Source organism: Litchfieldia alkalitelluris, assembly GCF_002019645.1.
Lineage (GTDB): Bacteria > Bacillota > Bacilli > Bacillales > Bacillaceae_L > Litchfieldia > Litchfieldia alkalitelluris.
In genome coordinates this window covers 4497408-4510624 of sequence record NZ_KV917374.1, presented here as the reverse complement: position 1 = coordinate 4510624, position 13217 = coordinate 4497408, and the positions used below count along the sequence as shown (strand labels likewise).

13 protein-coding genes are annotated in these 13217 nt (G+C 34.7%); 5 read left to right on the top strand and 8 right to left on the bottom strand.

Going from position 1 to position 13217, the window contains the following annotated elements:
- Positions 1 to 254: 254 nt before the first annotated feature.
- Genes BK579_RS21270 through BK579_RS21260 form a run of 3 tightly spaced genes read left to right on the top strand, consistent with a single transcriptional unit; the run spans position 255 to position 2449 of the window.
- On the top strand, positions 255 to 1037 hold the full coding sequence (locus BK579_RS21270; RefSeq protein WP_078549018.1) for an ABC transporter substrate-binding protein: 783 nt from the start codon (positions 255 to 257) through the stop codon (positions 1035 to 1037).
- A gap of 37 nt (positions 1038 to 1074) precedes the next feature.
- On the top strand, positions 1075 to 1734 hold the full coding sequence (locus tag BK579_RS21265) for an amino acid ABC transporter permease (RefSeq protein WP_078549016.1): 660 nt from the start codon (positions 1075 to 1077) through the stop codon (positions 1732 to 1734).
- On the top strand, positions 1727 to 2449 hold the full coding sequence (locus BK579_RS21260) for an amino acid ABC transporter ATP-binding protein (RefSeq protein WP_078549014.1): 723 nt from the start codon (positions 1727 to 1729) through the stop codon (positions 2447 to 2449). Before BK579_RS21265 ends, BK579_RS21260 begins: the two co-directional genes overlap by 8 nt.
- A 223-nt stretch (positions 2450 to 2672) precedes the next feature.
- Here BK579_RS21260 and BK579_RS21255 read toward each other — a convergent pair whose 3' ends face one another.
- From BK579_RS21255 to BK579_RS21220, 8 genes are all read right to left on the bottom strand, one after another.
- Positions 2673 to 3023, bottom strand: a complete 351-nt coding sequence (locus BK579_RS21255; protein WP_078549012.1) for a YflT domain-containing protein — start codon at positions 3021 to 3023, stop codon at positions 2673 to 2675.
- Between the two features lie 249 nt (positions 3024 to 3272).
- Complete coding sequence (locus BK579_RS21250; RefSeq protein ID WP_078549010.1) at positions 3273 to 4370, bottom strand: ABC transporter ATP-binding protein; 1098 nt, start codon at positions 4368 to 4370, stop codon at positions 3273 to 3275.
- A 110-nt stretch (positions 4371 to 4480) separates the two neighbouring features.
- On the bottom strand, positions 4481 to 5392 hold the full coding sequence (locus tag BK579_RS21245) for a PucR family transcriptional regulator (RefSeq protein ID WP_078549007.1): 912 nt from the start codon (positions 5390 to 5392) through the stop codon (positions 4481 to 4483).
- 441 nt (positions 5393 to 5833) lie between these two features.
- On the bottom strand, positions 5834 to 6019 hold the full coding sequence (locus BK579_RS21240) for a hypothetical protein (RefSeq protein WP_078549004.1): 186 nt from the start codon (positions 6017 to 6019) through the stop codon (positions 5834 to 5836).
- A 69-nt stretch (positions 6020 to 6088) separates the two neighbouring features.
- Positions 6089 to 7282, bottom strand: coding sequence for a YheC/YheD family endospore coat-associated protein (locus BK579_RS21235; RefSeq protein WP_078549001.1), 1194 nt, complete (start codon positions 7280 to 7282; stop codon positions 6089 to 6091).
- Complete coding sequence (locus BK579_RS21230) at positions 7279 to 8631, bottom strand: YheC/YheD family endospore coat-associated protein (RefSeq protein ID WP_235848597.1); 1353 nt, start codon at positions 8629 to 8631, stop codon at positions 7279 to 7281. The genes BK579_RS21235 and BK579_RS21230 overlap by 4 nt, the downstream gene beginning before the upstream one ends.
- A 14-nt stretch (positions 8632 to 8645) precedes the next feature.
- Positions 8646 to 9728: a YheC/YheD family endospore coat-associated protein gene (locus BK579_RS21225; protein WP_078548996.1), complete on the bottom strand. Its 1083-nt coding sequence runs from the start codon at positions 9726 to 9728 to the stop codon at positions 8646 to 8648.
- A gap of 112 nt (positions 9729 to 9840) precedes the next feature.
- The gene (locus BK579_RS21220; RefSeq protein ID WP_204524747.1) at positions 9841 to 11205 is read right to left on the bottom strand and encodes a YheC/YheD family endospore coat-associated protein; all 1365 of its coding nucleotides are present in this window, start codon (positions 11203 to 11205) and stop codon (positions 9841 to 9843) included.
- Between the two features lie 133 nt (positions 11206 to 11338).
- Here BK579_RS21220 and BK579_RS21215 point away from each other — a divergent pair, with 133 nt between their 5' ends.
- Together BK579_RS21215 and BK579_RS21210 are read left to right on the top strand one after the other, a co-directional pair.
- Positions 11339 to 12469: a DUF445 domain-containing protein gene (locus BK579_RS21215; RefSeq protein WP_078548990.1), complete on the top strand. Its 1131-nt coding sequence runs from the start codon at positions 11339 to 11341 to the stop codon at positions 12467 to 12469.
- 113 nt (positions 12470 to 12582) lie between these two features.
- On the top strand, positions 12583 to 12939 hold the full coding sequence (locus BK579_RS21210) for a YlbF/YmcA family competence regulator (RefSeq protein WP_139365220.1): 357 nt from the start codon (positions 12583 to 12585) through the stop codon (positions 12937 to 12939).
- The last annotated feature ends 278 nt before the right edge of the window (positions 12940 to 13217 follow it).

The following is a 13217-nucleotide window of genomic DNA, read 5'->3' as shown; positions in this document are numbered from 1 at the left end:
ATCTTGTCTAATATGTGGAGTTAGTTTTTCCTTTAATTGCTTATTGTGATTGGCATTTGAGCAAGTCAGATAACAATCTTCTCAAGTTGACAAAAATAAAAGAACACTGAAAAAATTATATAAAATATAATAATTAGTTAGAATATTTTTATATTATAAAAGAGTCTTTTCAATTCTAAATTAATGTGTTAAGATACGTTTCGTTGAATAAAAATTCACTAGAAAAACAATAAAATATATTTGGAGGAATTATTGTGAAAAAGAAATTCTTATTTATGACTATCATATTTTCACTTTTACTTATAACTGCATGTGGACAAGGTGGTCAACAAGAAGAACAAACAGGAGAAGATAAAACTGAAGAAGTTAAAGTACTTAAAATGGCAACATCAGCAGATTTTGCCCCATTTGAATCAAGAGATCCATCTGGAGAGATTGTTGGTTTTGACATTGATTTAGCAAAACATATTGCAGAAGAATTAGGATATGAGCTGAAAATTGAAGATATGAAATTTGATGGACTTGTTGGAGCATTACAAACAAATCGTGTAGATATAGTTCTTGCAGGGATGTCTGCAACTGAAAAACGTGATAAAAACGTTGACTTTTCAATTCAGTATCATCATTCAGGAGAAATGTTCTTAACTCTTAAGGATTCTGAGATTAAGACAATTGATGATCTTGTTGGTAAAAAGGTTGGAGTTCAATTAGGAACTATTCAAGAAGAAGGTGCAAAGAAGCTTCAAGAAACGATTGATTTTGAAATGAAGCAAGTAGATAATTCTACAACTTTAATTCAAGAACTATTATCTAATCGTATTGATGTTGCCTACTTAGATAAATCAGTTGCTACTGGATATATTAAGGAACAAGACCTTGCTGGTTTTGATGATCCGACATCTAGTTCTCCAGGAATGGCAGTTGCATTCCCAGAAGGTAGTGAATTGATTGATGATGTAAACAAAGTCATTGAAGAAATGCAAGCAAGCGGAAAGCTTGAAGAACTAAAAGAAAAATGGCTTACTGAGGAAGAATAATTAAAATTTAATTTTAATATGAAGTGAGGTGTAAGGCATGAATTTGGATTTTAGCCAAATTGTGCCTTATATTCCTTTTATACTAGAAGGAATATGGGTTACGTTACAATTTGTAGTTGTTTCTATAATATTTGGGTTTGTTTTTGGGACGGTTTTAGCACTCTTTAAAATTTCTAGAATTAAGTGGTTGAACTGGTTTGGTGATGCATATACATCAATATTCCGTGGCACACCATTAATTCTGCAATTGATGATCATTTATTTTGCTATCCCACAATTAACTGGTTACGATATTTCTCCATTTTTATCAGCTATCTTAGCATTTGGATTGAATTCTTCGGCTTACGTTTCCGAAATTATTAGAGCCGGTATACAAGCGGTTGATAAAGGTCAAACAGAAGCAGCACAGGCACTGGGAGTACCTTACCGTTCAATGATGAAGGACATCATCCTACCTCAAGCATTAAAAAATATTCTACCTGCACTAATGAATGAATTTATTACCTTAACTAAGGAATCAGCGATTGTTTCAACGATAGGATACTTAGATTTGATGCGCCGGGCTCAAGTGGTAGGGGCAGATATATATCGTAACTTTGAACCATTAATTTTTGTTGGCTTAATTTATTGGCTACTGGTAATGGGACTAACGATGTTAGGTAAAGTGGTTGAAAGGAGGTTGAGATATAGTGATTAAGGTTGAAAACCTCCATAAACAGTTTGGGAAAAATGAAGTGTTAAAAAATATCTCTACTAGTATTGAAAGTGGAGAGGTCGTCTCCATTATAGGTCCTTCAGGGTCAGGTAAATCGACATTTCTTCGTTGTTTGAATCTACTTGAAACTCCAACAAAAGGTAAAATTTGGATTGACCATCAAGAGATCACGGATAAGAAAACAAATATTATGAATGTTAGACAACAAATAGGTATGGTATTTCAACATTTTTATTTGTTTCCACACATGACAGTTTTAGAAAATTTAACTTACTCGCCAATTAAGGTTAAAGGTGAAAACCGACAAGTTGCAGAAGAAAAAGCAAGACAGTTACTAGGAAAGGTTGGCCTAACTGAAAAAGAAAAAGCATATCCAAGCAGTCTTTCAGGTGGACAAAAACAGAGGGTGGCCATTGCTCGTGCCTTGGCTATGGAGCCGAAGTTAATGCTTTTTGATGAACCTACTTCAGCGTTAGATCCAGAAATGGTCAAGGAAGTTCTAAATGTAATGAAAGACTTGGCTCAAACAGGTATTACAATGGCGGTAGTTACACATGAAATGGGATTTGCTAGAGAAGTAGCAGATCGTGTTTTGTTCCTTGATGATGGGGTATTACTAGAAGAAGGCTCACCTACTGACTTTTTTAATAATCCTCGTACAAGCAGAGCAAAAGACTTTTTAGATAAAGTATTATAAAAAAACAACTGCCATCCATTTAAATCGGATAGCAGTTGTTTTTTAGTTTTTTACTTCTTACGCTATATTTACTTTCTAGAAAAACCTTTGCATAATTATTAAGAGGTTTTCCAAGATATATTAAGGTAGGCTTATTAAGGAATTCTTTCTTTAGATTCATAATTTCTCTTCTTTTTTTATCTTTCTTTAAATGAATCCTTTGTTAGAAAACTCTACTGACTTCTTATTCAAACATACCATTTAATTTATTTGAATCTGTTACAAATAGAAGAAGCTTGCCCTCATCTAATTTCTCTTCGTAAATTTCAGCATCTTGCCTAGTCAATCCCATTTCCTCAATTTTAGTTCTTAATTCGTCTCCTTTATGTTCAAAAAGAGTATGAAGAGATTCTGCTAATCCTAGTTCTTCAATACCTATTCGGTTGATATTTGCTTCTTCAGCTACATATTCAGTTCGATCATCTTGGTGAGCTAAAACATAGATATTATTCTGAGCCACTCCAAGTTCTTTCAGCTCTTTAACATCTTCAACTAAGTTTTTCTCATCAGTATATTCCCTAACTAATGTTTTCATAAATAATTCCTCCCATAAAAAAATGTATTTACTGTTGCTCTATTACTTCAATAACCTTTCACGCGATTCATTAAACATTTTAGAAGGAAGAAAGGTTTGTGGTTAGAGTTCTTACATATTAAAAATTTTCCGAGTAAAGGTTGATGATTTATTTTTTGCAAAAGGAGGAGGTTGTTATAATATAAAATAAAAAGCCCCTGAAAATTTTCAGAGGCTTTTTGTATATTATATATTAATAAGGGGGGCTTATTAACGAATTCTTTGTTCAGTTTCAGCATCAAAGAAGTGAACTTTGTTCATATCAAATGCTAATGCTAATTCTTGACCAGGTTTAATATCTGTACGAGAATCAACACGTGCAACAAACTCTTGACCTTCTACTTCAGAGTAAAGCATAGTCTCAGCACCCATTAATTCAGCTACTTCAATTTTCGCCTTAACTGTAGTACCAGGTGAAGCTTCGATAAATACTGGCTCATCATGGATATCTTCTGGACGAATTCCAAGAACAACCTCTTTATTTGCAAAGCCACGGTCACGAAGAGTTTTCATTTTCCCTTCAGGAACTGTCACTTTTACATTACCAATCGAAAATTGGTTATCTGTAAGTTTCCCAGTAAAGAAGTTCATTGCAGGTGAACCGATAAATCCAGCTACGAACACGTTTTCTGGGTTGTCATATACTTCTTTAGGTGCACCAACTTGTTGGATAACACCATCTTTCATAACAACAAGGCGAGTAGCCATTGTCATTGCTTCTGTTTGGTCATGCGTTACATAGATTGTAGTTGTTTGTAAGCGTTGGTGTAGTTTAGAAATTTCAGCACGCATCGCTACACGAAGCTTAGCATCAAGGTTCGATAAAGGCTCATCCATTAAGAATACCTTTGCATCACGAACAATTGCACGACCAAGAGCCACACGCTGACGTTGACCACCAGATAAAGCTTTAGGCTTACGATCTAAATATTCTGTAAGACCAAGAATATTAGCAGCATTTTTTACACGCTCTTCAATTTCAGCTTTAGGGAATTTACGTAATTTTAAACCAAATGCCATGTTATCATATACATTCATATGTGGATATAATGCATAGTTTTGGAATACCATCGCGATGTCACGATCTTTTGGAGCTACATCGTTTACGCGCTTATCATCGATATAGAAATCACCTTTAGAGATTTCTTCTAGTCCAGCGATCATACGTAAAGTTGTAGATTTACCACAACCAGATGGACCTACGAATACGATAAATTCTTTATCTTTAATATGAAGGTTAAAATCTGTTACAGCAGTAACTTCTTTGTCATAAATTTTATAAATGTTTTGTAGTTTAAGTTCAGCCATGTTAGTGCCTCCTATGAAATCGTTTACTTTCTAAACATAGTGTAGCCCAAAGTGGGTAGCCAAGTATATGTAAACGTTGCACAAAAAAATGAAAGTGCTTTCGTGCATGTCTACGAATCTGAAAATTGATCATGAATCATTATTGCTAAATAGGTAGTAACAGCCCCTTGGAAGTGCTTTATATCAATTCCTGTTTTTTCAATGAATTTATCGATTCGGTATTGCAAACTATTTCGGTGCATATAGAGTTTTTTTGCAGCTAGGGATACATTTAGATTACTTTCTAAAAATACTTTAATGGTCTCTAGTAACTCTTTATCTTCTTGTAAATCTCGTAATACAGTCGTTGAGACTTTCTGTTTCAAGGGTGAACTTGATTGTTCAATGATTAAATAAGGAATGACCTCATGAAGTCTAAATATCGTTTGCTTAGACAAATAGGAAAGAGCCTTTTTAAAGCATTCTTTCTCCCAATGAAAATCATTCATTACACTAAGATCAAATGAATATGTTTGACCTAGAAAAAATCGAATCCTCACGTAAAAATCGCTAGTAATTGTATCTGTTATTTCTTCAAAGCTAACTAAATAATCATCTAAATGTTCTGTATGGGTATCGATTAATACCCCGTTATAATCATTTTCCCACAAAATAATCACATCGTAAGGAAAAATAGCATTAATGGCTTCACGAAAATCACGTTGGTCGGTTATTGGTTTATCTGTATGAAAATGAATAAAGCGACAATTGTTAGATTTTTTTTGAGAAATAGGTAATGTCTCTTGATTAAGAAAAAGAAAGTTATACCATGCAGATTGTTCCTCACTCATCTCATTTTCCTGGAAGCTTACCTCATGAAAGAGGGAGGTTAATAATTCTTGTTCTTTATTTGTCACTTGGTTTTTTTCAATACCAAATGTCGTACCATCGTCAGAAGAAAACCAGTAATATTCCTCAACGACTACATCTGACATCCCAATTACCATCGAGTCTTTATAAAATTTTTTCAGCTTATTAATCATTTATAAATTACTCCTCAAATATTCATCCTGTTCTTGCTAAGGATGTTATTTCTTATTGAAATTGTTTTATGTGTTCTTCCAAATTCAAAGAGATTTTTAAAGAATATCCATGCTAATTAAAATTTGCACCATGGAGAATGAAAAGGTTTCTAACTTAGTGTGGAATGAGCGGAGAACCACTTGACTCCTGCGGGGTCCCGTGGTCTCGTGAGACCCCACAGGAGCCCCTGGCGACGAGGAGGCTCACGGACCACGTGGATCCGCAGCACATGGAACTCCACAACCAAAGTTATTTTCAGGTGTATAAAAACTTTTAACAATCTTGTCATTACAGGTTAGCCTTATTTTAAATAATATTATAACAAAAAAAGGAGTGATTTTAGCAAAAGAAAAAGCCCATGGTTATTAAATTTAATAACCATGAGCATAACGAAACATGAATTAACCCTCATTAGGTGGATCTTCCTCAGGGAAGTCCCTAGCTTCTTCAATATTTGTCGGACCATGAAAGCGATGAACTGACCCACCTGACATTCCTTCATTAATAAAACGATCAACATCTAAATACATTTCATCTTTTCCTTCATATAATAAATCTTTATCTACCTTTTTTGATTCCTTACTCATATACACTCCTCCTTTTAGTGTTATTGTTTGAAAAGGAGTGGGTTCATATTCTTTATTAACTTTGACTTGTTATTCTTTAACTTGAGTAAGTTGCAAAAGAAGATTGGCTAGATTATCGAGTCCTCTTTTTTTGATCTCAGGCTCATCAAACACCATTGGTTTAGAATTTACCTCGTAAATATAATAATTTCCATCAACTGATTTGCCGAGATCTACAGAAAATTCACCAATTAGCCCTTTAAAATCAGTACTAAGCTGTTGCCCTATTGCATTTATAATTTCTTCGACCACATCCATATTAATCTTATCTTCAAGATGGACCTTGTCAATCATGCTTCCGCCATTAGGGATATGTGTTGTAACATCTTGAGATCCTGAAAGTCTGATACCGATGCCGCTAATTTTGTAATGGCTATTTTGGCCCTTATGGGCGAGAATTCTTAGATCATAACGTTTTGATTCAAAGGTGTCGGATTGAATGGATTCCTGAATAATATAATCGTTATTCTTTAAGGTGTCGTTAAGATATCTTTGTAAATAAGTAAGAGATTCAAACCGCTGCTCAAATCTAATAGTACTTAATAAAATCTGGGTCGATTTTTTTGATACTCTATATATGCCTTCTCCTTTATGCCCCTTGTTGGCTTTAATATAGACAGAATCATAGTCCTTTAAAAAATCTTGCAGTGCTTGTGCACTGTATGGTTTGGTTACAGGAAGATGACTGCTTAATTTTGAGTGTTTTAAAAGTGAAGTATAAACTTCCCATTTGGAGAAAAAGAAGGGGTTAAAGAATAAGACTTTCTTTTCTTTTATTATTTCAGAAAAGGAGTGGAATGCTGGTTCTTTCTCCATTTTTCGAAAAGGTATGCGGTTATAGATAACATTTGGAAAGGGGATAGTTATACGGATCCACTTATTAATTGGTTTTAGATAATAAAAGCCATTCACCTCTTGATCATTGAGGGATGAAGGGGTGATTACTATAGACAATGCCCCTTTTTCTTTTAATGCTTCTTGTAGGCGGATAAATTTGGGCGCATTACCAAAAAAAGCTGATTTATTTTTTGAGTCTGCCGCAAGTATTCCAATAATTGGTATGAATTTACCATGAGGTCCTGAAGATAGGAAAAAGGGGAGCATATTGTTTGAGATGCTCCCTGAGTAGGGGATTTGAATTTGAAATTTTCCCCACCTTAAGTCTTGATCGATTTCATTATGAGCCCATTTTTTAGTGCTAGGATCATAGTATAAGCAAATCATTGGTGAAGCTCCTCTGGCTTCTTTATCATCGTTTCTGTTAAATATGCAGCATAGTGTAAAAATAATCTTCGAGTTAATAAATCTTGTTCCCGCAATCTTGGATGTGAAAAAATTGAACGGCCAGGCTTTGAATTAGCCTCAAAAAGCCACAGCTTCCCGCTTTTATCAATCCCTAAATCGAATCCAATTTCGCCAATTGATCCTTCCACTTTCTGATCAATTGCATGACTCAAACTTAACACGGCTTCTTCTAACTTATGCTTTATTTGTTTCTTCTCGTTAGGGTCTGTAAAGAGCTCTTCAAGTGTTTTAACGACTCCTCCGCTGTTAATATGAGTTGTTACACTTCCTCTTCCAGCGATTTTTCCAGCAATTACGCTAATTTGCCATTTCCCATTTTGATCTTTATTTGTGTGTACACGAAAATCAATGGTTCGATGGTTGTTTCTGATTAAGGTAATTCCTTGTTGAACAATATAATGTTTAAGCTTTCTATTTTTGAATAAGTGATTAATCATTGCTTCCAATGAAGAATATTTTTGTAATCGATTTTTTTCTGATTCATCTTTAAATCTACAGTAATACACTTCTTCTTCTCTGGAATAAATAATTTGAAATACACCAAGACCAAGGCTTCCATTCGCAGGCTTAAGATACACATGCTGATATTTTGATAGCATAATCTCAATCAGACTAAAGCTTGGGTTTTTATGTGTTTCAGGTAAGAAACCGGACACCTCATTCACATCAGATAGTAATTGATGGATTTCCCATTTATTGAAAAAACCAGGATTAAACCATGGTATTAAGTATTCCTTACTTAGCTTTTCTTTGACTTTTTTTAATGCTTGATGGTTTTCGGCCTTCCGATTAGGCAAACGATCATAAATCACGTTTGGAAATGGAACTGTGATCTTCTTCCAGCCATTTTTTAAGTAGAAAAGACCCTCAATGGTTCCGTTTTCCCAGTCAATTTGATGGGCACCAAATACAAACGGAAAAGCACCTACAGTACTTTCAGTTGAAAGTAGTTTAGAAAAAAATAATGATCGCTCACCGATTGGTCTTAAAAGGGAGTCGGTAAATCCTGCGGTGAATATTCCAACTAATGGACCTAGGTGAAGTGTATTTTCATGTTGGATAAGGTGTGTATAACCTGTATATGGAATATTAAGTTTTTTAATTAAATCTTCTGAAATCGAGATTGTTTGTTGATCATGCTTTATGACTTTTATTTTACAAGTACATGAAGCAGTACCAAATGATAGTTGATTTATTTCTTTTAGATGATTTAATGAAACCGGAACATAAACCATCCCGTCTTCATCGCTAATGATTTTAAATGGCATTTTTTTCAAAGTGTTCATCTCCTCTTCACGTTGACGGACTGATCAGCTAAATATTTGCAGTAGCGAAGTGGGGAACTATAAAGCGCCTCTGCTTTGTTAGGTTCTGTGGCTAACACAACCTTCCGTCCAGGCTTGGAATTCGTATCGAGAATCCATACTGTTCCATCTTTGGCTAACCCTAAATCTATCCCAATTTCAAACATTGGCTTGAAGGATGATTCTAGTAAAGTCGGAAGTTTGGTAAGAATGGTCTGGATATTTTCGTTTAAAAGATAAATTTCTCTTGGTGATAGGGATTTACTCCACTTATGAAAGTTTATGACCTCTCCTCCGCCGCTTATATTAGAAATGATATAATCTTTATTTCCTTTCCGAACCCCTCGGCCTACCTCTGCCCAAGTCCCATTGGTTGTTTTTTGAAGGAGGATTCGAATATCAAAAGGTGAGTTATCATCATCTTGTATTTGAAGAAATGGCTGACAAATGAATGAGTGATTTTGTAACAGCTCATCAATAAATTCAATAAATGTTTTCTTCATGTTAAAAGTCTTCACGATTAAATGCTTTTTTTTGTGTGTTTTTACGTTGATTCCTTCTTTTGTTAATGAAATTCCTAGAATTCCACGACCCATCGAACCAGTCTCTGGTTTCAGTAAAATGTGTTTTTGTTTACCTAGTTGGCGTAATACAGATTCACTCGTGGTAACTTTATGTGTTGATGGTAAGTAAAATGAAATATCATTATCTTGCTTTAAGGCTTGATAAATCTCCCACTTGTTTGGCAGACCATATCCTAAAAAGGTGGTTTTAGGATTTAATTTTAGCCATTGCATAATTGGTTTAGCGCGTTTGGAAGCTTCATCATTACTGTAAAAACAACGATCATATAGGTATTCAGGAAGTGGAAATGATGAATCTATCCAGTCTTCTTTTTCAATATCGTATTTTTGACCAAGTATGATTTCTGTTGCGGGTTCAATACTCGTAGGAGTAAACCGAACCACCTGAATGTTATATTGTTGGGCTCTTTTAGCGACTTCAGAAAAATAAGCATTTTCCTGGCCAGGATGAATCGTAATAATACCTAGTGAGACCAATGATAATCACTCCTCATGAAGTTAATTGATTCTAAACATTTAAAATCTGCTATTTTTAAACATACACACTGTAAATATCTTTTGACTTTTGACAATCTTCAGACTCACATAATCAAAATGGCCCCTTCGCTAAATACATACAATACATAATAATTGCCTTGGCACTAGGTCGGACTTTAGAAGAAAGTGACTTAGGGTCTTGATTTTTAGAAGGTTTTGTATTGATTTCAATGAGCCATGGCTTTCCTTGTTGGTCTAGTGCTAAGTCAATCCCTAATTCTCCAAACACACCTGTAATGGAAGCATCGACTAAGGAAGCTATCTCAATTGTTAACTCTCTCATCATTTTTATGATTTGTTTACATTCTTTTGGACTGAATGATCCACTTAATACTTCATCCACCTTCTTTAACTCCCCACCTCTTGAGAGATTTGAAACAAAATCTCCTTTTGATGATACTCGTGCAACGGTAGATGTGATTTTCCACTCTTCATCTTTTGTTTTTTGACATAAAAACCGAAAATCAAGAGGTCTTTGTTGGTACGTGTATAAAGAAATTCCTTGTTGAATGATATATCCCTGTTTATTTAATCTTGATCTTAAAGAAAGGAATAAAGACTGAAGAGAATCATACTCTTGTTCAATCTCACCTGCAAAGGTAGTATAGTCAAGTTCAAAGAAGCCATCATCATTTCGAGTGATTTTGAAAATCCTTTTTCCCTGGCTACCATGTATAGGTTTTAAGAAGACGGTGGGATAGTTAGAAATCATCTCGTCTAACACTTGTTTGTTTAATAACAGTTTTGTGTCAGGAAGATAGGGGTGAATATGGTCTTCTTTTTCTAAAATTTCATGTACTTCCCATTTATTGAGAAAATGATCATTAAAATAAGGAATTTGTAGTGTGGACAATGAATCAGTGAACTCTTTGAACGTATCGGAATGTTCCCTTTTACGAGAATGAATACGATTATGCACAACATTAGGCGTAGGTACTCTTGATTTTTTCCAAGTGTTATTTATATAAATAAACCCAATGTTTTCGCGAAATAACTTTAACCCAGTTACATAAAACAGAATCCCTAACTGATTACAATACCTTGCTAGCTCCACACAAAAATCTTCAATTGATCCTAAAGATATACTATTGTTTTTTTCGGCAATTTCCGTGATCACTGAAACGACTGGACCAAGAGATAGTATATTTTTTTCAAGTGCTGTTAGTGTAAAAGGTATATCTTCATGTGGTAGCATTAGTTCAGTTAGCACTGAATGTGAACAATATAAAGTTGGTTCGCTTTCTTTTATACATACTGCTTCTACCTGCTGACTATTCCTCCCACATTGAAGGGAAATCTTTTGACCACTTTTTATATTAAAAGTATTGGCGATTGATAGGCCTACTTCGATTATATGTGGAGTTGGAAGCAGTTCATCTGGAATAGCTTTAATTTCAATATAAATTTTTTCGGACATCATGGATAACCTCATTTGCTGACTTGGTAAACAATCTTTATAATTGTAAATTAGGCTAGTGCTGATATCGTATCGTATGAGGGGATTTAGAAAACTGTGAGAATATATTTAAAGATTTGGAAGGTTGATTAGAATGGAAGCTTTACTAATTATTGGATTTATGATTTTAATCGGAGCATTAATAGGTGGTTTTACAAATTCACTCGCAATCAAAATGCTGTTTCGACCCTATAAGGCCATATATATTGGTGGCAAAAGAGTCCCGTTTACCCCAGGGTTGATTCCAAAAAGAAGAGATGAACTAGCAAACCAACTAGGTAAGATGGTGGTGGAACATCTCCTAACACCGGAAAGCATAAAAAATAAACTTTTAGACCCTACATTTAAAGATGCACTTGAAAAGTGGGGGAAGGAAGAGTGTGAGAGATTTCTATCAGATGAGCGAAACTTAAATGAAATCGCTGCGAGTTTGGGGATTAATCAACTAGAAGAAAAAGCAGAGGAAAAGATTGTACAGTTTGTTGAAGAAAAATATATCGCGTGGGTGAATCAAGTTAGTGACCAAAAGCTTCGAGATGTTTTACCGGAAGAGATTCAGTACAAAATCACTGCTAATATTTCAATTCTTGCTACATATATAAGTGATAAAGGGTCTGAGTATTTTAATAGTGATGAAGGAAAGCGAAAGCTAGGTCAAATGATTAATGATTTCTTTGCTACAAGAAAAATGCTTGGTAACATGATTCAAATGTTTTTAGGACAAGAAAGCCTGGTTGAAAAAATTCAGCCTGAAGTGACCAAATTTCTTAATAGTCCTGGGACTCAACAACTATTAAAACAGCTAATGACAACAGAATGGGAAAAGGTGCAAGACTGGACTGGTGGACAAGTTGAAGAGAAAATTGGTAGACGACTTATTTTATCAACGATTAAAACACAGGTTATTAAACTGGTACCAATTAAAGAGTATACCAGTGTTCCATTACATTCTTTGGTTGGGCCTTATAAGAACTCGATCACGAGCTTTGTTCCGACTCTAGTTGATTTGGGATTACATGGAGTGGCAGACCGCGTGAATCAAATTATGAGTGTTTTACATGTTGAAAGTATCGTGAAAAATCAAGTTGAATCGTTTGCGGTTGAACGATTGGAAGAAATGGTCCTTTCAATTTCACGAAGAGAGTTTAAAATGATTACTTTTTTAGGTGCGTTTCTTGGTGGCTTAATTGGGGTCATTCAAGGAATTATCGTGGTTTTAATGTGATTTAATTCTAGGCTTTATATCATAAAAAGTGTCTATAGCTGATTTTTTATGAATAGTTTGTTATAGTGGGGAAGTATCTGCGGAGTCGTGGTAATAAAATTCAAGGAGGAAATATAATGGCAAATTTATATGATGTTGCATATGACCTAGAAAAAGCAATTCGAGAAAGCGATGAGTTTAAAACGTTATTACAAATGTATAACGAGGTGAACGGAGACCCATCAGCAAAGACAATGTTCGAAAACTTTCGTAATGTTCAATTAGAGCTTCAACAAAAACAAATGTCTGGACAAGAGATTTCTCAAGAAGAAGTTGAAAAGGCACAGCAAATGGTTGCATTAGTACAACAACATGCATCTATTTCTAAATTAATGGAAACTGAACAAAGAATGAGCATGTTAATCGGTGAGTTAAACAAAATCATCATGAAGCCTCTAGAAGAGCTTTATGGAAGTATGGAACAAAACTAAATAGTAAAGAAGATAGAAGGTGTCCTGGAGTAATATTGCATTAATGCGATTGTTACTTCAGGGCCCTTTTTTGTGTGGATTCGAATTTTTACTTGTGGTTTTCCTGGGGAGTTGGATGATCGAGTGTCCTGTTTCCTACAGTATCTGTCTCCGGCCGTATTTTGTTCGAATCTGGCCGTATTCTGGTTCGAACCCGCCGTATTCACGATAAAACCCGCCGCATAGAAGGTCGTGTTTTCCCGAAGAAGAATCTGTCGCCGGCCGTATTTTTTCTAAAT

What these genes read in the sequence shown, in the direction of transcription:
- BK579_RS21230 (WP_235848597.1), bottom strand. Translation starts at nt 8,631, where the DNA reads ATGCCATTTAAAATCATTAGCGATGAAGACGGGATGGTTTATGTTCCG.
- BK579_RS21235 (WP_078549001.1), bottom strand. Translation starts at nt 7,282, where the DNA reads ATGATTTGCTTATACTATGATCCTAGCACTAAAAAATGGGCTCATAAT.
- BK579_RS21215 (WP_078548990.1), top strand. Translation starts at nt 11,339, where the DNA reads ATGGAAGCTTTACTAATTATTGGATTTATGATTTTAATCGGAGCATTA.
- BK579_RS21245 (WP_078549007.1), bottom strand. Translation starts at nt 5,392, where the DNA reads ATGATTAATAAGCTGAAAAAATTTTATAAAGACTCGATGGTAATTGGG.
- BK579_RS21220 (WP_204524747.1), bottom strand. Translation starts at nt 11,205, where the DNA reads ATGTCCGAAAAAATTTATATTGAAATTAAAGCTATTCCAGATGAACTG.
- BK579_RS21240 (WP_078549004.1), bottom strand. Translation starts at nt 6,019, where the DNA reads ATGAGTAAGGAATCAAAAAAGGTAGATAAAGATTTATTATATGAAGGA.
- BK579_RS21265 (WP_078549016.1), top strand. Translation starts at nt 1,075, where the DNA reads ATGAATTTGGATTTTAGCCAAATTGTGCCTTATATTCCTTTTATACTA.
- BK579_RS21255 (WP_078549012.1), bottom strand. Translation starts at nt 3,023, where the DNA reads ATGAAAACATTAGTTAGGGAATATACTGATGAGAAAAACTTAGTTGAA.
- BK579_RS21250 (WP_078549010.1), bottom strand. Translation starts at nt 4,370, where the DNA reads ATGGCTGAACTTAAACTACAAAACATTTATAAAATTTATGACAAAGAA.